The organism is Faecalitalea cylindroides, from assembly GCF_028321995.1.
Taxonomy (GTDB): domain Bacteria; phylum Bacillota_I; class Bacilli_A; order Erysipelotrichales; family Erysipelotrichaceae; genus Faecalitalea; species Faecalitalea cylindroides.
Genome location: NZ_JAQLXG010000006.1, coordinates 42,212 through 63,952 on the forward strand (window position 1 = coordinate 42,212; position 21,741 = coordinate 63,952).

Sequence of the window (21,741 nt, forward strand, 5' to 3'; positions counted from 1 at the left end):
TGCATATTAATTCATTTTTCTTTACTATTCAATGTATTCTGGGCATATCACAAGCTATTATTTAAAGGTAAAGGTATAATAAGAATATAGAACAGATGTTCTAAAGGAGAAAACATGAATAATTTAAAAAAAGATCTTGAGACATGTAATCAGACAATCATTGATAAACTGGAGACATTAAAACAAGATTCACTTACGACCAAGGACGAAATGAAATTGAAGGCAGAACTCGCAAAAGAAGAGGCAGAATACAATCTTGAAAAGTTTCAAGATAAGGCTGAAGCTGCCAAAGACAATTTAATTAGAGATGGAAAAAAAGAAGTGGAAAAACTTAAAGAAAAAGTATTACGATAGAAATACAACTGGTAGAAATACCAGTTTTCTTTTCGAATTGTTATAAAGAAATTAGATCAAATACCCTTTATTTTTTTAAAGATTTCTGTATAATAAAAACATCATGGAGAAAATTGAAGAGAATAGCGCCAGGACTGCTTGCAGTTGACGAGGACCAGATTTATCGAAAGATTCGGCGGGTGATCTGGAGGTTTGATACGACCTTAAAAGTATGACAAAAACAATCTGTGAAGGTTGAACAAATTCATATAGGTATCCTCCATGAATAAAAGTAAATGGAGGTTTTTTTATTATGTGTGGAATCACAGCTTTTACTGGGCAAACGAGTGCTTTGCCATTTTTGTTGCAGGGTCTTGAAAAACTAGAGTATAGAGGATATGACTCTGCGGGTGTTACCTTGGTGGATAGTCAAGGCCTTAATACGTATAAAGTTAAAGGTCGTTTAAGTGATCTTAAAGAGGAGCTCAAACATCAAGAGCATCATCAAAGTACAGGGATCGGACATACGCGCTGGGCGACGCATGGGATTCCCAGTCAACTGAATTCACATCCTCATACCAATCGTTCTAATACGATTTCAATCGTTCATAATGGGATCATCGAAAATCATCAGGCAATTCGTAATTATTTAAAAGAAGTAGGCTATCCCTTTGTTTCACAGACAGACAGCGAATGTATCGTGCATTTGATTGATTATTATTATGAAGGGAATTTACTAGAAGCAACCAGGCATGCCTTAAAATATCTTCAAGGTAGTTTTGCCTTATGTGTAGTATCACTTGATCATCCAGATCAGGTCATCGTTGCCAAAAAAGAAAGTCCAATGATCTTAGGACAGAATGATCAGGCAAGTTTTTGTGCCAGTGATATTCCTGCCATTTTGGAATACACCAAAGATGTGATCGTATTAGGTGATGATCAGCTGGCTGTTTTAAAACCAGATTCTATTGAAATCATGGATTTTGATGGAACTTTGGTTGAGGTAAAAAAACAACATGTTCCTTATGATATAGCGGCGGCCCAAAAAGGTGGCTATGATACATTTATGGAAAAGGAAATCCATGAACAACCTTATGTAATACATGAAACACTGAGAATGTACATGGATCATACACAGATCAAGATCGATGAACTTGACAAGATGGATTGGCATTTTGAAGATTTTAATCGTGTTTATTTTATTGGCTGCGGAACAGCGTATCATGCTTGTTTGTATGCTCAATACTTATTTGACAAATGGCTGAATATTCCATCTTTTTGCATGCCAGCCAGTGAGTTTCGCTATGGAGATCCTAAACTGGACAAAAAAACATTATGTATCTTAGTAAGTCAATCAGGGGAAACAGCAGATACTTTGGCTGCTTTAAAAATGGCTAAAGAGAAAGGCTCGAAATCAATTGCGATCACAAATGTGCTTGGATCTACGATTTCAAGATTGGCTGATGTTACGCTTTATACATGTGCAGGACCCGAAATTGCAGTTGCAAGCACCAAGGCTTATACGACACAGCTTGTTTTGTTATGTGTATTGATGATCCAATTGGCTCAAAAAATGAATTGTTCTATCTTGGATGTTGATTCTTTGTTGCAAGATTTACAGAACATGGATATGCATGTCGAAAAGATTCTTTCACAAATAGAATTGATCAAAGATTTTTCAAGCTTGTTAAAAAATAAAAAAGATGCATATTTCATAGGTAGACAGTTGGATTATGTGAGTGTTTTGGAAGGAGCCCTTAAATTAAAAGAAATATCCTATATACATGCAGATGCCTACTATGCTGGAGAATTAAAACATGGACCTATTGCCTTAATTGAAAAAGGCAGCGTAGTTATCGCGTTAGCAATGCAGGAAAATGTGGCCGAAAAAACGCTTTCCAATATTGAAGAAACGATGGCTCGTGGAGCGCATGTGATCTTGATCACTTCCATGCAAAAAGTATCTTCCGATTATGACCATGTATTTAAGATTGATAATATTCATCCTTATTTGTCTTTGATACCTGTTACGATCGTGTTACAGTTAATTGCTTATTATGCAGCTTTACAGAATGAATGTGATGTTGATAAGCCTAGAAATTTAGCTAAATCTGTAACAGTCGAATAAATCATACACGTAGTTTTTATGCTACGTGTTTTTTTGTGAATATTGATTTTAAAAATAGAAGATTTCTTGTTATAATGTACGGGCAAAGGGGGAGTTTTTAGGTGACTTATTATCAAATCTTAAGACAACGCAGACTAGACCTTAAACTTTCCATCCAGGATGTGAGCTCGCAAACTCGTTTGGCTCCTGAGTACATTCAGGCAATTGAAATGAATAACCTGGAAGTTTTTTCGGATGATTTCTCCTTTGTTCGTTATTTTGTCCGAGCATATTGTGATGCAATCGGAGTTAACTGGCAAGCTGTTCAAGCTGAAGTTGATGCTAATATCAATGCATATGCACATCAACGGAACATGGCTTTAACGCAGGCTCAAAAACGTATGGTAGCTTCTATGCCTTCAGGGCAGGGAAGAAAGATAAAGAGAAGTAAACAGAGCAATTTTCAAAAAAGGATTACTCGTTTGTCACGAAATTTGAAATGGTCGCGAAAACGTTTGATCCGAGTAGGAATTATCGCAGGTGTTTTAATTTTTGGTTTGTTGTTTGTGGTAAATCTTGGATTAGACTATTATTCTTCGCAGCAGGCTTTGCAGGAAGAAGCAAATCGTAAAGCTGAATTAGCTGAAAAAGAAGCGGAGACAGAAAGATTAGCCCAACAAAGACAACAGGAGGCACAAAAAGAAGATATCGTAATAGAAAATACAAGTACAAATACATATACGATAACAAATGTTTTGGAAAATTCGACACCACTGGAATTAGAAATTACCCTACCTTTGGACAGTACAGTTGTTATTTATAAAGATGGCGAAGTAATCACAGGGGATACAAGTACGATTTATAGTGATACTTTCAAGAAAGAAATCACCGTGGATAAAGAATGTACATTGGAAATTGAAATAGGTTCTTATTCAGGTAATCAGTTTTCTGTCAATGGCAATAATCTTGCCTTTGATGAAAACTACTGGTATCCGGGAGAACCCGCATATCTAGATATAATTATCAAAGCAAATGAACAAACAGGAGAGTGACGAGAATGAATTTGCCAAATAAGCTTACGATGGTAAGGATAGCCTTAGTACCGCTCGTAGTAATCGTATATCTTTGTATAGGTGATAATTTTTGGGTGATGGATGAAACAAGTGGATTAGCCTTTCGTGATGTTCTAGTTTTTATTATTTTTGCGACAGCATCTATAACAGATATGCTGGATGGGATGATTGCACGAAAATACCATTTGATTACTTCATTTGGAAAGTTTGTAGATCCTATTGCGGATAAATTGTTAGTAAATACTGTTTTGATCATGTTGGCTTACACACATCAAGCGAATATTATAGCGGTTCTATTGATGATTGCACGTGATTTGTTTGTGGATGGACTTCGAATGACAGCCGCTAGTCAGGGAAAAGTTGTAAGTGCAGGATTCTATGGAAAGCTTAAAACAGTGTTGCAGATGGTTGCAATCGTATTCTTGTTGTTGAAGAACTGGCCTTTCTCATATCTCGGATTACCTGTAGACCAGATTCTATTGTGGGCTGCAACTTTAGCTTCTTTATATAGTGGATATATTTATTTTATGAAATTAAAGAAGTATATTTTGGAGTCTATGTAATGCAAACAGCTAAAGATCTTATCGAACTTTGTAAAGACAAACATGTAACAGTTTCCAGCTGTGAAAGTTTGACGGCAGGCCTTTTTACCAGTACGCTTGCTTCTATACCGGGAGCTAGTGCTGTATTAAAAGGTGGCTTTGTAACGTATTTTACAGAAATGAAACAAGTGATGGCACATGTAGAGAAAGATTTGATTGATACATTTGGTGTTGTTTCTGGAGAATGTGCAAAACAAATGGCACAAAATACTAGAGAGATCACACAGAGTGACTATTGTGTTTCTTTTACAGGAAATGCAGGTCCAGATGCAATGGAAGATAAACCGGCAGGTTGTGTTTTTTGTGCTATCGCATCAAAAGATGCAGTAAAAGTTTATCATTTCCAATATCAAGGTTTAGAACGAAATGAATTAAGAATGCAGGTTGTCCAAGATATGATCAACAATCTTGCAGAAATCATAATGAAGGAGTAATTATGGCAAAAGCAGAATCAAAAGATAAATTATTAGAAGATGTCTTAACAGAAATTGAACGTGAATATGGTAAAGGTTCTATTATGAAGCTTGGAGATCGAGCTGCAGTGGATGTAGAACCGATTCCTTCTGGAAGTCTTTTATTAGACCAGGCTTTAGGAATTGGTGGATACCCTAAAGGAAGGATCATTGAAATTTTTGGTCCTGAATCCAGTGGTAAGACAACTCTGGCTCTTCATGCGATCGCACAAGTTCAAAAGAAAGGTGGACGTGCAGCTTTTATCGATGCAGAAAATGCTATCGACCCAGTGTATGCACGTAATCTGGGTGTAGATATTGATGAATTGATCTTATCGCAACCCGATTCAGGTGAGCAGGGACTTAACATCATGTTGATGTTAATTGACAGTGGTGCTGTAGATCTAGTTGTCGTGGATAGTGTTGCAGCATTGGTTCCTCAAGCAGAATTGGATGGAGAAATGGGAGATCTTCAAGTTGGAAGCCAGGCTCGTATGATGTCCAAAGCTATGCGTAAGCTTGCCGGCTTGATGAATCATAATGAATGTACGGCAATCTTCATCAACCAGCTGCGTGAAAAAGTTGGCGTTGTATATGGTAATCCGGAAACAACACCAGGCGGACGTGCCTTAAAATTCTATTCTTCGGTACGTATTGATATACGTAAAGCCGATGCGATCAAGAATGGAACCGATATTGTCGGAAATAAAGTGAAAGTAAAAGTTGTCAAAAATAAGGTGGCTCCTCCATTCAAGAGCGCGGTTTTGGAAATTATGTATGGAGAGGGAATCTCATATGTTTCTGAATTGATCGATCTTTGCGTTGATGCCAATATCATCAAAAAAGCTGGTGCGTGGTTTAGCTATGAAGGTGAAAAGATTGGACAAGGAAAAGAAGCAGCTAAACAATACATCAAGAACAATCCAGATTTTATGAGCATGCTGGAAGAAAAATTAAAAGCTTATCAAAACAGTGAGAAAGAAGAATAAGCTAATACGCGAGAAAATCATCAAGGTTTTCTCTTTTTTTATTTCTTTATTGCATGATATAATAAAAAAAATGAGGAATTTTTATGGCAAGATTAAAAAATAACCTATATAAACCAATGAATGTAGATGAATTAAAAGACCCGGTCGTTTTTGTTGTTGATATGGTCAACGGCTTTGTTAAAGAGGGGGCTTTGGCTGATCCTGCAATTATGTCTATTGCAGAAGGTCAAAAGAAATTAATGGATCAATTAGAATGTCGCAATGTATTTGTATGCGATACCCATCCTCCAAAGACAAGAGAATTTTTATCGTATCCACAACATTGTATGATTGGAACAAAAGAAGCTGAAATAATTGATGAATTAAAAGATCACATCAAAAGGATCATTCACAAAAATAGTACGAACACATTTGTAGCTCCTGAATTTCAGGAATTCTTGCAGGATGAGTGTTCTCGTTATAAAGATTTGATTATTGTAGGCTGTTGCACGGATCTTTGCATTTTACAGTTTGCGCTCTCTTTGCAAAGTTATTTGAATGAGCATAATCATTGTGAACAAAGAGTCATTGTTCCAGCTAATCTGGTTGAAACATATCATGTCGAAGATATACATGATGCTTATTTTTGGAATGATGTAAGCTTAAAAAATATGGCGACAAATGGAATTCTGGTCGTCTCAGAAATTAGAGGATGAAATTATGAAGGAAACTAGAAATTTATCACTTGTAATGGATTTTTATGAACTGACCATGAGTCAGTGTTATTTTAATTTAGATAAAAATCGTGAAGTTGTGTTTGATTTATTTTATAGACATAACCCAGAAGATGGAGGCTTGTGTATCTTTGCAGGGTTAGAGCAAGTTATTGAATATGTAAAAAATTTGCATTTTGAAAAAGAAGAAATTGAATATTTGCGTTCCTTGAACCAGTTCACAGATGAATTTTTAGAATATTTATCAACTGTTCGTTTTACAGGAGATATTTATGCGATTCCAGAAGGGACTCCGGTTTTCCCTTATGAACCATTGGTGCGTGTAAAAGCACCGATCATTGAAGCACAGCTTGTAGAAACGGCTTTATTACTGGCATTAAATCATCAAACTTTGATTGCGACCAAGGCACGTCGTATCGTACAGGCCAGTGATGGAAGAGCTGTTATGGAATTTGGGGCAAGAAGAGCACATAACTTTGATGCGGCAATTTATGGAGCCAGAGCTGCATATATCGTAGGTTGTGCTGGAAGTGCAACGACATATGCCGGAAAAGAATATGGTCTTCCTGTATTGGGAACCATGGCACATTCTTTTATTCAGAGCTTTGATAGTGAATATGATGCTTTCTTATATTATGCGAAAACTTATCCGGAAAGTTGTACTTTGTTGATTGATACATACAGTACATTAAAATCAGGTATCAAAAATGCAATCAAAGTTGCTAAAGATTATCTAGAGCCAAATGGTTATCGTTTAAAAGGTGTTCGTATTGACTCTGGAGATATGGCTTATCTTTCAAAAAAGGTACGTAAAGAATTAGATGCAGCAGGACTTGAGGATTGTCAAATCGTTGTCAGCAACTCTTTAGATGAATATGTCATTACATCCTTGATTCACCAGCAGGGTGCTAAAATCGATTCTTTTGGTGTAGGAGAAAACTTAATCTGTTCAAAAAATTCACCTGTTTTTGGTGGTGTTTATAAATTAGTTGCGATCGAAAAAGATGGTAAGATCATTCCTAAGATCAAGATCAGCGATAACGTTGAAAAAGTCACAAATCCAGGACTTAAGAAGTTGTATCGCATCATTGATAAAGAAACAAATATGGCACAAGCTGATTTAATGGCTTTATGGGATGAGGAGTTGGATGAATCAAAAGATCTTACGATTTACCACCCTATGTCTCGATGGAAATATAAAGTTATTCCAGCAGGATCTTATATCTTAAAAGAATTATTAGTTCCAATCTTTATTAGAGGTGAACAAGTGTATGAAGAACCTACTCTTGATGAGATTCGTGCTTATTGTGCAGAACAGTTAGAGTATATTTGGGAGGAAATCAAACGTTTTGAATATCCTCAGGAGTATTATGTAGATCTAACAGAAAAACTATTAACATTGAAATTAGAAATGTTAAATGAATATAAGTAAAAAGAGCCGATGGCTCTTTTTAAATTAGCTTATCTTCTAAAGCATCATCAATTAAGGTAAAAATACATTCTTCCATGATTCCGTCATACAGCATTCTATGCTTGCCACCTTCAATATAGATCAAACGTTTTTTACCGGGAATATTTGAATAAATATTTTTTGAGCTTTCAACCGGAATCACTTCATCTTTTGTTCCATGAAAAATTGTAACGGGACAGTCGATATGATAAATAGATTCTTTGTATTGATTTATGATCGTTTGAAAGGCTTTGGTTTGTGATGCAGATGGAACACTGACACTCTTTTTAGCTAGATTCTTAACTATCTTGATGCCATGGTTTGTGATATTGGCTAAATCAAGATATTGAAAAGCAGGAGCAACAAGGATCAAGGATCTTACATGATAGATGCTTGCTAGATAACTGGCAATGACGCCTCCCATGGAAAAGCCAAGAAGGATAATTTCCTGGTCTTTATATTCTTGGATCTTATCTTCTGCTTTCTTGATCCATGTTTCGTAATTATCGTCGTGAGGATCATAGGGGTCATACATATCAAATTGAATGATTTGATACTTTTTTTTGTCGATGTGTTTTGCCAAAGGATCAAATTCATGTTGGACATTTTTTCCAAAGCCATGGATCGTTATGATTACTTTCTGTTTCTTTTTAAAGAATAACATGTATTACCACCTCATTATGATATAATTATAGAAGAAAAGGGGAAATCATGAAAGCGACACTTATAATAAAAAATATTGAAAGTTTATATACCTGTGATAAAGATTTTACGGTATATAAGCATGCATTTATCGCATGTCATCATGATAAGATCATTGATCTAGGTGTGCATGACTATAAAAAATGGATTGACAGCGCAACCCGTGTTTTAGATGCCTGTGGTGAAACGGTAATACCGGCATTTATCGATTGTAATTTTGAGGGGTTTTCTAAGGTGCGTTTAGGGGATCAATTACGAGAGAATAATTCAGCATTGTATGCCATGAAAACAAATGGAATCTTAACAATTTTATCAGATAAAAAAAGAATTCAAAAAAAAGAACTTACGCAGGATGTCTTTGTTCGAAAACAAGAAAGTAAGTATCCTATTATTGAAAGAGAACAGGATTTTCATGAATTAAAACCACAAAAGTTTATCGTGTCGTGTGGTTTTGGTAAGCCAAATTCATATGTATATAGTTTTCAACATTTGGCATATATTCTATTTAATATGTATAAAGTGGACTTAAGAACTTTGTTGGAATCTATGACAAGTTTACCCGCTAAGACATTTGGCTTAAGTGATAGAGGAAGCTTGGAGAAGGGTAAACTAGCAGATATTTTAATTTTACAGGTTCCCACAATGGAACATTATTATCAAACATTGGGGCGTCCTTTGATTCATAGGATGATCAAAAATGGAATTCCTTTTTATCCAAATTGGATTGTTTGTTGAAAATTTTATGAAAAATTTTCAGAAAACGTTTGACATATATTTTTTTTGTTGGTAAAATCTTACCATAAATACAAAATGATGAAGAAAAGAAGAGTACTTTAAGAAGTTTTTTAGAAGAGAGTCCTTGTATGCTGAAAGAGGATAAAAACAGCTTATTGGAACATGGTCTTGGAGTCGCATGATCGAGAGTGTAGGTCATGACGGGGTCGCCCGTTATAGCGATAGAGTATGATGGTACTCGATGAGGCAAAACAAGTGATTGTTTTGTGAAAATAGGTGGTAACACGTAAGTTCAACTTTCGTCCTATAGCAGGATGAAAGTTTTTTTATTTATAGAAAGGGATGGTTTGCTTGATAAATCTTAAACATATCACCAAGACATTCAATACTAAAGATGGTGATGTACATGCGGTTAAAGATGTAAGCTTACAGATTGATGAAGGACAGATTTATGGAATCATCGGTTTTTCCGGAGCTGGAAAATCGACACTGGTTCGATGCATCAATTTATTGGAAAAACCGGAACATGGCGAAGTGATTTTTGATGGTAAAGATTTATTAAAGATCACAGAAAAAGAACTTCGTATAGAACGTCAAAAAATGGGAATGATCTTCCAACATTTTAATTTGATGAAATCAAGAACGGTTTATGAAAATATAGCATTTCCACTAAGACATCTAAAAATGGATAAAGAACAGATTGATAAAAGAGTCATGGAACTTCTTGAATTGATTGATTTAGTAGAAAGAAAAGACTCATATCCAAGTCAATTATCAGGAGGGCAGAAACAACGTGTTGCGATAGCCAGAGCTTTAGCTACAAAGCCTAAGGTCTTGTTATGTGATGAAGCAACAAGTGCTCTAGATCCACACACAACACAAAGCATTCTTCAATTGATCAAAAAGATCAATAAGGAATTAAAGCTAACGGTTGTTATGATCACACATGAAATGGCTGTAGTCAAAGAAATTTGTGATCGTGTTGCGGTAATGGAAAATGGACGTGTTGTTGAGGAAGGTGACATTGTTACTGTATTTGCACATCCACAGATGCCAGTCACAAAGAATTTTATCAATACGACGAATAACTTAGGAAAGATCGATGAATTGATCGAGGCAAACAATCCATTGGTTCAAATCAATGAGAATCAACAAATTATCAAGCTTCAATATCAAAGTGGAAATACTTCAGAAGCTTTGATTTCTAAGATTTCAAGAGATTTCAATGTTGACTGTTCCATCATATTTGGAAATGTCGAAGTTGTAAAAGACAGTCCAATTGGAACTTTGATAACGATCTTTACAGGAGATCATGAAAACATCAAGAAAGCTTTACAGATGTGTAGAGATAATGATGTTGTTGTGGAGGTGATGAAGAAATGATGGATTTTATCATTCAGATCATGCCTAATGTCGTAGATCGTTTTGATGTATTTGTAGAATCAATTTATGAAACATTATTGATGATCTTGATTAGTGGTTCTATAGCACTGATCTTGGGTTTGATTTTTGGAACAATCTTAGTTGTTACTCGACCGGGTGATATTTTGGAAAATAAAGCGGTTTATACAGTTTTAGGAAAAATTATAGATTTATTCCGTGCAGCTCCATTTATTATCTTAGCGATGATATTAACACCCTTATCTCAATTGATCATGGGTACTTCTATTGGTTTAAAAGGTGCGTATATACCTTTGATCATAGGAACTGCTCCATTCTGTGCTAGACAAATGGAACAGGCCTTATCGGAGATTGATAGAGGTTTAGTAGAAGCAAGTCAATCTATGGGATTTGGCCCATTTGAAATTATTTGGAAAGTGTATCTAAGAGAAAGTATTCCAAGCATTATTCGAGGGTTTACGATTACATTGATTTCTATGATTGGTTTGACGGCAATTCTAGGTGTTACAGGTAGTGGTGGCTTAGGTGTTTTCTGTATCAATTATGGATATAATCAATATAATTATGACATTTTATGGGTTAGCTTAGCCATTCTAGTTTTATTAACAATCTTGGTTCAAGGAATTGGAAATTTCTTGGCAAGGAAAACAACACATTAGGTTTCGATACTTATTATAAGTAAGAAATAAATATTAAATAGGAGGAAAAGAAAAATGAATACAAAATTTGTAAAAGGATTATTAGCATGTGCATTGGTTGCAGCACCATTAACAGGCTGCTCATCAGGATCAGGAGACGATGCAGCAGAAGACAAAACAATTACAATTGGAGCAAGTGTTACACCACATGCAGAAATCATCAACAACATCGTTCCAGATCTTGAAGAATTAGGGTATACAGTAGAAGTGGTTGAATTCTCTGATTATGTAAAACCAAATCAAGCATTGTATGAAGGTGAACTTGATTGTAACTATTTCCAACATACACCATACCTAGAAGACTGGGTAGCAAACAATTGTGAAAATAAAGATGATTTAGTGAGCGCTGCAAAGATTCACTTTGAACCACTAGGAATTTATTCTTCAAAACACACAGATGTAAGTGATGTACCAGATGGAGCACAAATTGCTGTGCCAAACGATACAACTAATGAGGCAAGAGCATTGCAGCTTTTACAAGCACAAGGAATTATTACTTTGGCAGAAGGCAAAGGATTGGAAGCTACAAAGGCTGATATCGTTGAAAATCCACATAATGTAGAAATCATTGAACTTGCAGCTGAAGTTGTTCCTACAAAACTAAATGAAGTTGATTTCGCAATCGCAAATGGTAATAACGCTTTAAATGCAGATATCACAGATTATTTGTTGGTAACTGAATCAACTGATTCTGAAGCAGCAGATCAATACGCAAATGTTATCGCAGTACGTAAAGGTGATGAAGATTCTCAGAAAATTCAAGATCTATTATCTGTATTAGAAACACAGAAAACAGTAGATTTCATCGAAGAAAACTATAATGGTGTAGTGGTTCCAGTATTCGAAGTTAAATAGTTTATAGTATAATAAAAAGGTCGAAAGACCTTTTTATTTTGGAGGGTTTAAATGAAATCTATCATAGATGCAATCAACTTAGAAAAAGAGCTACATCCCCAGGCAACCAGTCAAGATATATCAAAATTAATATATCAAGCATGTTTTGGTAATGGTCATATGATTACTTCTGTTAAAGATTGTCTAGATCAATTGAAGCAGGAAGTAGTCCAAGATAACTCTAAGCCATCAATACAAAATATAGGGAATGGATATGTAAGAGTTAGCTGTAGTTCTATGAAAGAAAAGGAAGAATTGTATAATTTATTGTTCATTCGTAGCTCAAAACAAGATCCAGATACTAAGCTTTACCAAAGTTTATTAATGGAATATGATCTTCAGCCTTCTAATAATCTACATCATTCAAAAGAATATGTTGATACTTATGATCCACATTATAGAGTTATAAAAAAAGAATATATAGATTATATGAAAGGTATAGAATTTGTATATAAACAAATTCAAAATAATGAAAGAACTCTAATTTGCATTGAAGGACCCTGCGCAAGTGGAAAAACAACATTTTCAAACATTCTTCATGAATTGTTTTCATTAACTATTTTTCATATGGATGATTATTTTCTCCAACCATTTCAACGTGTGCCAGAACGCCTGGAAGAAATTGGCGGGAATGTGGATTATGAAAGAGTGAAAAAAGAAATTTTTGATCCATGGTCTAAACAAGAGAACATTGTCTATCAAAGATATAACTGTCAAACATTAAAATTAGAAGAACCGATTCATGTTCCTTACAAAGATATTATGGTGATTGAAGGAAGTTATAGTTGTCATCCCTATTTTAAAGAGTTTGATACCAGGAAGATTTGGATCGATCTAGATTCAGAAGAACAAATAAACAGACTTGAAAAGCGTTCAAAGAATTTACTTGAACGTTTTATCAAGGAATGGATTCCTAAAGAAAATGCATATTTTAAAAAATATGATATAAAATCTACATGTGATGTAATAATCTAAGAAAAAAGACCAATCACGATCATGAAGGGAGTGAAAGGTCTTTTTTATCAGTTAGTCTTTTGTCCATCTTCCAAAGATTCCACAAGGAAGAATACTGTTGTTGTAGGTAACAGGAAGAAGGTTTTCTCCAGTTTCAATGTTTCCTGGATGTGATGGCAATAAAGAACGAGATAATACTTCTTCTAATGTTTTACAACTAAAACCAGTGGTATAACAGTTTACTAAGAAGAATAAGGCATCTTTATCAAGGATCTTTTGACATTCATCAACAAGTTCATATAGTTGATCTTCTAGTTTCCATAATTCTTGTTTAGGTCCTCGACCATAACTAGGTGGATCCATAATGATTCCATGATATGTTCTTTGTCGTCTTTGTTCTCTTTTGACAAATTTTAAGCAGTCTTCAACGATGAAACGAATTGTGTTATTTTCTAGATGATTTAGCTCCATGTTTTCTTTAGCCCATTGAATCATACCTTTAGCAGCATCGACGTGGACGACTTCTTTTGCTCCGGCTTTAGAACAGGCGATCGTAGCCCCGCCTGTATAGGCAAATAGATTCAAAACACGTATATCATCACGTTTTGAATTGCGAATTTTATTCATTACAAAATCCCAGTTCGCAGCTTGTTCAGGGAATAATCCAGTATGTTTAAAACCAGTTGGACTAATTTTAAAGCGCAATTCTTTATAACCGATTGTCCAAAATTCTTTGATTGGGTGTTTTGTTTCCCAGTGGCCTCCTCCGGATTTTGAACGATGATAAATCGCATCAACATTGTTCCATTTTGATTCGTCTTCAATAGGCCAGATACAAACAGGATCCGGTCTTCTTAAAATTGTCTTGTTCCATCTTTCGAGTTTTTCTTTATTTCCTGTATCTATGACTTCATAATCTTTCCAGTCTTTACTAATTTGATTCATGACTGTATTATACATTATTATAGAAAAATTGTGTTAAAATATTTTCGCAAATGAAAAGGGGGTCTTTTACATGTATGTTTCTATGATTTGTAAAGATCGTAATGAAAAAGAAAAAAATGAATTGTATCAAGTTCTAGGCTTATTGGCGCAAAGAGAACAGGTTCAGATTGAAGATCGTGGTGATGTGGTTGAGATGATCGTATGCCCACAAGGTAAGATCGTTATTTCTGAAGATGGAGAGGATATGATCATTCATGCCAATACAAGACATGCAGGAGCTGGTTTCCACGCCTTTGTCGTAGATATTTGTAAGGATATTCAAGAAGAAGTGCCAGGAGAATATGAATTGGTAGACGATCTTGAATTTAGTGAAGATGAAGATTTTCATCGTCTTCACCATGTGTATGAAGATGAGCTTGAGTATTTAAGAAATGCTTTATTGACAAATGATTTGTTGAAAACGCAGAATTATTTGTATGAAGAAACATTCTTCTTACCTATTGAAAAGAAAGATCGTATATTTACCAGTATTGGAGATATCGATACGAAAGAATTTAGAGAGATGCATTTACATGATTTGATGGATAACTTCTATATCTGGAATAATTTTGATCGTGATGCACAATTCTTTAAAAACTGTGCTTTGGTTCTTCTTTCTAAAGAAGGTGTTGGTCGATATACAATGATGAATGATCAAACACAAAAACATGCGAATACGATTTGTGATTATATTGAATTAGCGTATAAACAAGATGACAGTATTCCTCTTCCAGTTAACGAATATAACTACTTATGTGATATGTTACAAAGAGAAAAGCTTTTAAACGATGCGGTACCTATGGAGGAAGAAGTCATTCAATATAAAACAAAAGAAGTCTATCATTTATTCCAAGATGCGAAAGTAGTAGCCGATGGAGCAAGTGAAAGAAGTTTTGATCCTGTAAATAATGCACTTTGTTTGATGTCTCCTTATGAAGATGATGCACATTGGGCATGGTTGATTCAGGCTTCAAAAGAACCACATATTTGTTCATATCTAAATGAACTGGAAGAAGTCAAGCCAATTGTATATCATGGTAAGACAATTCAAATACTGGATAAAGAAGAGGATGGAATCTATAAAATAGAAGCAAAATTAATGCAGGATGAACGTGCTCTATATTTTCATATTACATATGCCGATAAAAAAGATGAGAATTATTTAAAACAATGCATCAAAGAGAGTTGTTTTCAAGATTTAGGATAGCTAAAAAGCTATCCTATTTTATTAAACAATAATTATTTAATGATAAACATTAAATAATTATTGAAAACGTATTTGCTTCTGTATAATTTAAGTATACATATCAGAAGGAAAGATTATGCAGAAAAATGATTTTAAGATCGTGCCAAAAAAGGAAAAAAAGGGATTTTCAAGAAATTTGATCATATTATTGGTTTGTCTTTTGTTGCTGCTGCCATTTGCGGTAAGAAGCTTTGTCTTTTTGATTGGTGAATTTTCATATATGACATGGAAATATTCAGTTTCTTTATTTTTGAAAGATGCGGTGCTTGAACTTACATTTGTTATTTTATTTTTGGTTGTTCTTGTTATCTTATGTACTCAAAAACCATTCTCTAAGATTTTATTAAGATGTTCTACAGGTTTAGGTATCTTATATATCGTTACAGCTATCATTGTTCCAAGACTTCCAGACTTTGAATTACAGACATTTATTCTGGTGGGAATTAATGATGTTATCATTTTTGAAGGCTTTTATTTCATTATTGGCTTGGTTTTGATCATATTTAGTGTTTTAATGAAAGCAGATTTGATTATCAAACTCAATTGGAAGATGAAATGTTGTAGGTGATGATATGGCAATTATTCTGCGTTTAGATCGAGTGATGGCAGACCGTAAGATTTCTTTAAATGAATTAAGTGCTAAAGTGGGAATATCGAATGTAAATTTATCGAATTTAAAGACAGGAAAAGTAAAGGCAATCCGTTTTTCGACTTTGGATGCGATCTGTAAAGTTTTAGAATGTCAACCAGGCGATATATTAGAATATAAAGAAGATGAATAATTTAAATCCAGCGATGTCTGGATTTTTTTGCATGTGATAATATGGTAAAATATTCAACGGTGATATTATGGGTGAATCAGTATTAGATACATTAAATATAAATCAAAGAAAAGCAGCCAGTACAATTGATACGCATGTTCGCATCATTGCCGGTGCCGGCAGTGGAAAAACACGTGTTTTAATGGCAAGAATCGTGTATTTGGTAAAAGAAGTGGGTATCATGCCAAATCGAATTTTGGCGATTACTTTTACAAATAAGGCAACACAGGAAATGAAAGAGAGACTTCATACACAATTAAAAGATGAGGCCAGTGTTGTACGTATCTCTACGATACATGCTCTTTGTGTTAGGATCTTACGAGAAGATGCTGATCAGATTGGATATCCTCGATCTTTTACGATCTTGGATTCGGATGATCAAAAACAAATATTACGTCCTATTTATAAAAAGATGGATATTGATTTAAAACAACTTTCGATGGCTAAAGTTTTAGGATATATTTCTGGTTATAAATCAGAACATATCGATCCAGATATGGCTATAGCCATGGCTGAAACGGATAATTCTGAGCAGATTGCCAATATCTATAAATTTTATGAAGATGCTCGCTTAGAGATGAAAGCTATGGATTTTGATGATCTATTGATCGAAGCACATAAACTTTTAAATCATAATGTTGATGTAAGAACAAAATGGCAAAATCGTTTAGATTATATTCATGTTGATGAATTTCAGGATGTCGATCCTGTTCAATATGGCATTATTCGTTTGATTACAGGAAAACATGCTTTTTTATGTGTTGTAGGAGATCCAGATCAAACCATTTATACTTGGCGTGGTGCAAGCGTAGATATCATTCTTCGCTTTAATAAAGATTTTGAAAATTGTGAAACCGTGATCTTGGATCAAAATTATCGTTCTACAAAACCAATTCTTGAAGCCAGCAATAAAGTTATTTCGTATAATCAAGATCGTATCAAAAAAGATTTATATACACAGATTCCAGGCGATGATAAGATCTTGCTGCATGCATCAAGTGAAGAAGGGGATGAACCTTTATTTGTCGCAAGAGAAATATCGAAACGACATAAAAATGGAATAGACTATAAAGATATAGCCATTCTATATCGTTCAAACTATAGTTCCAGATCTTTTGAACGTGTATTTCGAACAGTGGGGATTCCTTATATTATTTATGGTGGAATTCGTTTTTATGAAAGACAGGAAATTAAAGATGCTTTGGCGTATTTAAAGCTTTGTACATATCCTGATGAAAATGATCCTGAACAGTTCTCTTTAGATCTTGCGATCTTGCGTGTCATTAATCAGCCTAGACGAGGCATTGGTCAAAAATCTATAGATGCGCTACGCGAAGAAGCTGCAAGTCGACATATCAATCTTTTTGAAGAGATGAGAGATCCTTTAGATATTTCGAATGCAATCAAACGAAAATGTGAAGGTTTTGTTTCACTTATTTTGGATTTAAGAAGTCATCGTAAAGATTATTCATTAGAAGATTTTTTGGATTATGTATTGGATAAGACTGGATATTTAAAAATGTTAGAAGATGAAAATGAAACAGAACGAATTGAAAATTTAAAGGAACTTAAATCCGATATTGCCCAGTCTTTAAAAGAAGATCCGGATATGACTTTAGAAACATACTTGCAGGATGTGTCTTTATTTACAGATAAAACTTCGGATTTGGCATTGAATTCTGTTTCATTGATGACAGTTCATGCGGCTAAGGGACTTGAATTTGATACAGTATTCCTTGTGAATTTTAATGATGGAATCTTTCCAAGTGCGAGGTCCGTTCAAGAAGGGGGAAGAAAGTCACTTGAAGAAGAAAGACGCTTGTGTTATGTTGCGATGACACGCGCAAAACGAAATTTGATCATTACATGGAATACAGGCTATTCATACATGCTGGATACATATAAGACCTCATCGAGGTTCTTAATGGAGATACCCAAAGAGTATACTTATGATGATAAGCCAAAACCAAAAGTTGAATATACATCCAATATGATGCAAAGTTCTATGAGTCCATCTAAACAAACTATGAAAAAGAATCAAAAATTTCGTAAAGGAGATTTGGTCGATCATAGTGTTTATGGGCAGGGTGTTGTATTGAAAATTGAAGGAAATGTAGCAACAGTTGCTTTTAGCCATAAATTTGGAGTAAAGAAATTGAATGCTAGTCATCCGTCTTTGAAAAAAGCATGATATAATATCTAAACAGGTGATTAAATATGAATGAAGAAAATCGTATTTTATTTCTAAGAAGAGAGCTAGAAAAGTATTCTATTGAATATTATGTATATGACAATCCAAGTGTTTCGGATCAAGAATACGATCGTTTGATGCAGGAGTTGATGGCATTAGAAGAAAAACACCCTGAAATGTATGATGCCAATTCGCCTTCACAAAGAATCATTGGTCAAGTCTTGGAAGGTTTTGAAAAAGTTAGGCATGACAGCCAAATGCTTTCGTTAGGAAATGTCTTCAATTATGAAGAAATTGAAGAATTTGTTAATCGTATTCAAGGAAGTGTCAAAGATGCCGAATTTGTCGTGGAATGTAAATATGATGGTTTAGCAATGTCTTTGATTTATGAGAATGGTTCCTTTGTTCGTGCTGTGACAAGAGGGGATGGATTGGTTGGCGAGGATGTATCCGCAAATATCAAAACGATTCAATCCATTCCTATGCATATTCCGGAAAGACGTCATGTAGAAGTACGTGGTGAAGTGTATATGCCTAAAAAAAGCTTCGAGGAACTGAATGAACGTCAAAAAAAGAACAATCAAGCCTTGTTTGCCAATCCTAGAAATGCGGCAGCGGGTTCAATTCGCCAACTTGATTCAAGTGTGTGCGCTTCTAGAAAGCTTGATGCTTACTGGTATTATTTTCAAAATGCACAGGATTTTGGAATCTTAACTCAGCAGGAAGCGTTGGATCGAATGCGTTCTTTAAATTTTAAAGTCAACCCTTTATTTAAAGTTTGTAAGAATACAAAAGAGATTTGGGAGTTTATCCAGTCCATTCAGGAAAAACGAAATGATCTACCATATGAAATTGATGGTATGGTTATTAAGCTCAATTCTTTATCCGATCAAAGGACATTAGGTTCAACTGCCAAAGTGCCACGATATGCCACGGCATATAAATTTCCTGCCGAACGTGTACAGACAAGATTGCTGGATATCGTAATTACGGTAGGAAGAACAGGAAAGATCACACCCAATGCGGTTCTTGAGCCGGTTCGCATTGCCGGTACAACGGTTAGTGCGGCGCAGTTGCATAATGAAGATATGATTTTATCAAAAGATCTAAGGATCAATGATATTGTTGTAGTACAAAAAGCTGGAGAGATCATACCGGAAGTTGTCTCAAGTGTGAAAGAAAGACGTGATGGATCACAGGTTCCATATGTATATCCAACTCATTGCCCGGTTTGCGGCTCTAGATTGGTACGACTAGAAGGGGAAGCAGCTCATTATTGTATCAATCAAGATTGTCCGGCTCGTGTTGTGGAGTCTATGATACATTTTGCCTCTAGAGATGCAATGGATATCGATACTTTGGGTGATAAGAAAATTGAACAGCTTCATGAATTTGGTTTTTTAAATTCTATCGAAGATATTTATTTCTTACATGAACATCGTGAAGAGCTTCTTGAAAAAAGAGGATATCAAAAAAAATCGGTCGATAAAATGTTGGAGACAATTGAAACCAGTAAAAAACAGCCTTTGGCTTTATTGTTATATGGATTAGGAATTCGACAGGTTGGTAAAAAAGCTGCAGCTATCTTGGCAAACTACTTTGGCTCTATGGATGCATTGATGAAGGCTGATGTTGATACACTTGTTTCCATCAATGATATCGGCCCGATCACAGCTCAAAGCATTGTTGAGTTCTTTAAAGATGAATCAAATCAAAAACTGATTCAGACTTTAAAGGAACAGGGCTTGAACATGATTCAGGAAAAACAAGAAATCAAGGCAAGCCGATTTACGAATAAAACGGTTGTTTTAACAGGAACTTTAGAACACTATACGCGAAATGAAGCCAAAGAGATATTAGAAAATCTTGGGGCTAATGTTTCAGGTTCTGTTTCAAAAAAGACAGACTATGTGATTTATGGTACAGCTGCAGGAAGCAAGCTTGCCAAAGCACAAAATCTTGGTGTTGCGACGATGAGTGAGGAGGAATTTGTAGAGGAGGTAGAAAATGCACAGAACAGTTAAGTTATTGACAAGCTTTTTGGTGATTTCTTTATGTCTGAGTGGTTGTATGGGGACATCTACAAATGATACTTTAGCTTTACAGGCAGGAGATTATGTCGCAATGTTGCCTTTTGAATCGAGCGATACACGTGTCAAACATGTTGGTTTGATCTCGGATCAAGATATACGAATTGAGATTGAATCTGGTTTGATGGATCTGTCAAAACAATATTTTGATCCATCGTCTGTTGGATATCGTACACATACATTTCTTGATTTTGATGAATTGGATGCAACCGATGGTTCTAGAGGACTTTTGGGAACATTAAGAGATGATAATCCTAATGGTTTAAATCCATCTCGTGATGAAGCTTTCGATACCGGGAATGGAGAAGTAACTGGAGCCACCATTCTTGTGGATATCTATGAACTAGACTGGTATAACACTAATGATAACTTACGAGGAATTTCCTTAGCTTTGGTCGTAAATGATGAAGTCGAAGATGATGCAGGAAATACATATGAGATTACCAAAGAAAAGTTACAAAATTATATTGAGGTAACCGCAGGGAAATTGGTTAATTATATGCGTGAGCGCTTTAATGATATCTCAGCTAGAATTCCTATTTATATTGCCGCTTATTCTTTAGATTCTTCGCAGGAATCTTTAGGTGGATACTTTTATGAAGGAATGTTTGAAGGAAGTAGTGGAAGTTATAATTCTTTAGATGAAGAGTGGATCCTGGTGCCAAGCACACAGTTAACTACAGATGATCCAACAACAGCTGAGCAATTCAATACTTTTAAAGAAGATATTCAAAATGTTTTGCCTGATTACACATATGTAACAGGAAAGGCAAAATATGAAAATGGAAATTTAGTTAAACTGCAGTTGGATATTACTTCCCATGGTAAAACAGCGGGTGAAATTTTGGCAGTATGTCAGACGGCAAACTCAAGTTTATCAGTGTTTACAAGTACGGATTGTGAATATCAGATTACAATTACCAATGATGATACAGTTTATGCGATGATCAATCGTGATATCGATTCAACTGAAACAAATGTTAATACACGCTTTTAATAGAGGAGAAAAGAATGGAAAAGTTTAGTAATGAATATTTTCATAAGTTGGCAAATGATCTTAAATTCGATTTAAGTGATGATGAGATCAACGAACTGAAAAAAGATTTTATTGAAGTCGAAAAACAAGTTGAATTGTTTGAAAAAATCGACACAACGGGAGTAGAACCTATGGTTTATCCTTTTGAAGAGGCAACAACATTTTTAAGAGAAGATATAGAAGAAGATGTGTTGTCACAGGAAGATGCATTAAAGAATGTTAAAGATGTAAGAATGGGACATGTTCATGTACCAAAGGTGGTGAAGTAAA

22 protein-coding genes and 1 other annotated feature are annotated in these 21,741 nt (G+C 34.8%); of the genes, 20 read left to right on the plus strand and 2 right to left on the minus strand.

Translation table 11 applies throughout. The annotated features are described in order from the left end of the window. The first annotated feature begins 114 nt into the window (after positions 1-114). The 8 genes from PND65_RS04830 (at position 115) to PND65_RS04865 (ending at position 7,701) form a co-directional block, all read left to right on the plus strand. Positions 115-354 carry a hypothetical protein gene (locus tag PND65_RS04830; RefSeq protein ID WP_035400375.1) on the plus strand — a complete coding sequence of 80 codons (240 nt, stop codon included), beginning with the start codon at positions 115-117 and terminating at the stop codon, positions 352-354. A 292-nt stretch (positions 355-646) separates the two neighbouring features. Beyond that, positions 647-2,461 carry a glutamine--fructose-6-phosphate transaminase (isomerizing) gene (glmS, locus tag PND65_RS04835; protein WP_271990836.1) on the plus strand — a complete coding sequence of 605 codons (1,815 nt, stop codon included), beginning with the start codon at positions 647-649 and terminating at the stop codon, positions 2,459-2,461. Between the two features lie 101 nt (positions 2,462-2,562). Further along, positions 2,563-3,492 (plus strand): helix-turn-helix domain-containing protein, encoded by a 930-nt coding sequence (locus PND65_RS04840; protein WP_087158655.1) that lies wholly within the window; start codon positions 2,563-2,565, stop codon positions 3,490-3,492. A 5-nt stretch (positions 3,493-3,497) separates the two neighbouring features. Continuing rightward, positions 3,498-4,076, plus strand: a complete 579-nt coding sequence (gene pgsA / locus PND65_RS04845; protein WP_022356231.1) for a CDP-diacylglycerol--glycerol-3-phosphate 3-phosphatidyltransferase — start codon at positions 3,498-3,500, stop codon at positions 4,074-4,076. After that, positions 4,076-4,549, plus strand: a complete 474-nt coding sequence (locus PND65_RS04850; RefSeq protein WP_022356230.1) for a CinA family protein — start codon at positions 4,076-4,078, stop codon at positions 4,547-4,549. The genes pgsA and PND65_RS04850 overlap by 1 nt, the downstream gene beginning before the upstream one ends. A 2-nt stretch (positions 4,550-4,551) precedes the next feature. Then, positions 4,552-5,556: a recombinase RecA gene (gene recA / locus PND65_RS04855; RefSeq protein ID WP_015535321.1), complete on the plus strand. Its 1,005-nt coding sequence runs from the start codon at positions 4,552-4,554 to the stop codon at positions 5,554-5,556. Between the two features lie 83 nt (positions 5,557-5,639). Beyond that, positions 5,640-6,251, plus strand: a complete 612-nt coding sequence (locus PND65_RS04860; protein WP_271990834.1) for a cysteine hydrolase family protein — start codon at positions 5,640-5,642, stop codon at positions 6,249-6,251. A gap of 4 nt (positions 6,252-6,255) precedes the next feature. Then, positions 6,256-7,701, plus strand: a complete 1,446-nt coding sequence (locus tag PND65_RS04865) for a nicotinate phosphoribosyltransferase (protein WP_035400363.1) — start codon at positions 6,256-6,258, stop codon at positions 7,699-7,701. A 19-nt stretch (positions 7,702-7,720) separates the two neighbouring features. On the opposite strand, the gene PND65_RS04870 is transcribed toward PND65_RS04865, so the two are convergent. Then, complete coding sequence (locus PND65_RS04870) at positions 7,721-8,383, minus strand: alpha/beta hydrolase (RefSeq protein WP_195191058.1); 663 nt, start codon at positions 8,381-8,383, stop codon at positions 7,721-7,723. A gap of 47 nt (positions 8,384-8,430) precedes the next feature. On the opposite strand from PND65_RS04870, the gene PND65_RS04875 reads away from it, so the two are divergent. The 5 genes from PND65_RS04875 (at position 8,431) to PND65_RS04895 (ending at position 13,124) form a co-directional block, all read left to right on the plus strand. After that, complete coding sequence (locus PND65_RS04875) at positions 8,431-9,156, plus strand: amidohydrolase family protein (RefSeq protein WP_022356226.1); 726 nt, start codon at positions 8,431-8,433, stop codon at positions 9,154-9,156. Positions 9,157-9,228: 72 nt separating this feature from the next. After that, positions 9,229-9,466: a binding site (T-box leader), on the plus strand. A 41-nt stretch (positions 9,467-9,507) separates the two neighbouring features. Next, positions 9,508-10,539, plus strand: a complete 1,032-nt coding sequence (locus tag PND65_RS04880) for a methionine ABC transporter ATP-binding protein (protein ID WP_035400451.1) — start codon at positions 9,508-9,510, stop codon at positions 10,537-10,539. Then, entirely contained in the window at positions 10,536-11,216 is a 681-nt protein-coding gene (locus PND65_RS04885; RefSeq protein ID WP_271990831.1) for a methionine ABC transporter permease, read from the plus strand. Before PND65_RS04880 ends, PND65_RS04885 begins: the two co-directional genes overlap by 4 nt. Before the next feature lie 54 nt (positions 11,217-11,270). Further along, a complete protein-coding gene (locus tag PND65_RS04890) occupies positions 11,271-12,110 on the plus strand; it encodes a MetQ/NlpA family ABC transporter substrate-binding protein (protein ID WP_271990829.1) in 840 nt (279 codons plus the stop codon). 51 nt (positions 12,111-12,161) lie between these two features. Then, on the plus strand, positions 12,162-13,124 hold the full coding sequence (locus PND65_RS04895; RefSeq protein WP_271990826.1) for a uridine kinase family protein: 963 nt from the start codon (positions 12,162-12,164) through the stop codon (positions 13,122-13,124). A 51-nt stretch (positions 13,125-13,175) separates the two neighbouring features. On the opposite strand, the gene PND65_RS04900 is transcribed toward PND65_RS04895, so the two are convergent. Continuing rightward, the gene (locus PND65_RS04900; RefSeq protein ID WP_035400447.1) at positions 13,176-14,048 is read right to left on the minus strand and encodes a class I SAM-dependent methyltransferase; all 873 of its coding nucleotides are present in this window, start codon (positions 14,046-14,048) and stop codon (positions 13,176-13,178) included. 70 nt (positions 14,049-14,118) lie between these two features. Here PND65_RS04900 and PND65_RS04905 point away from each other — a divergent pair, with 70 nt between their 5' ends. The 7 genes from PND65_RS04905 to gatC all read left to right on the plus strand — a co-directional run bounded on the left by PND65_RS04905 (position 14,119) and on the right by gatC (position 21,740). Then, positions 14,119-15,294 carry a hypothetical protein gene (locus PND65_RS04905; RefSeq protein WP_035400360.1) on the plus strand — a complete coding sequence of 392 codons (1,176 nt, stop codon included), beginning with the start codon at positions 14,119-14,121 and terminating at the stop codon, positions 15,292-15,294. 115 nt (positions 15,295-15,409) lie between these two features. Beyond that, positions 15,410-15,901, plus strand: a complete 492-nt coding sequence (locus tag PND65_RS04910) for a hypothetical protein (RefSeq protein WP_271990824.1) — start codon at positions 15,410-15,412, stop codon at positions 15,899-15,901. Positions 15,902-15,905: 4 nt separating this feature from the next. Continuing rightward, positions 15,906-16,115: a helix-turn-helix domain-containing protein gene (locus PND65_RS04915; protein ID WP_022356218.1), complete on the plus strand. Its 210-nt coding sequence runs from the start codon at positions 15,906-15,908 to the stop codon at positions 16,113-16,115. 67 nt (positions 16,116-16,182) lie between these two features. After that, positions 16,183-18,345, plus strand: a complete 2,163-nt coding sequence (locus PND65_RS04920; protein ID WP_195191054.1) for an ATP-dependent helicase — start codon at positions 16,183-16,185, stop codon at positions 18,343-18,345. 26 nt (positions 18,346-18,371) lie between these two features. Further along, positions 18,372-20,369 carry an NAD-dependent DNA ligase LigA gene (gene ligA, locus PND65_RS04925; RefSeq protein ID WP_271990822.1) on the plus strand — a complete coding sequence of 666 codons (1,998 nt, stop codon included), beginning with the start codon at positions 18,372-18,374 and terminating at the stop codon, positions 20,367-20,369. Then, positions 20,353-21,432 (plus strand): CamS family sex pheromone protein, encoded by a 1,080-nt coding sequence (locus tag PND65_RS04930; RefSeq protein ID WP_022356215.1) that lies wholly within the window; start codon positions 20,353-20,355, stop codon positions 21,430-21,432. The genes ligA and PND65_RS04930 overlap by 17 nt, the downstream gene beginning before the upstream one ends. 14 nt (positions 21,433-21,446) lie before the next feature. Further along, entirely contained in the window at positions 21,447-21,740 is a 294-nt protein-coding gene (gatC, locus tag PND65_RS04935; RefSeq protein WP_015535311.1) for an Asp-tRNA(Asn)/Glu-tRNA(Gln) amidotransferase subunit GatC, read from the plus strand. Position 21,741: the final 1 nt, after the last annotated feature.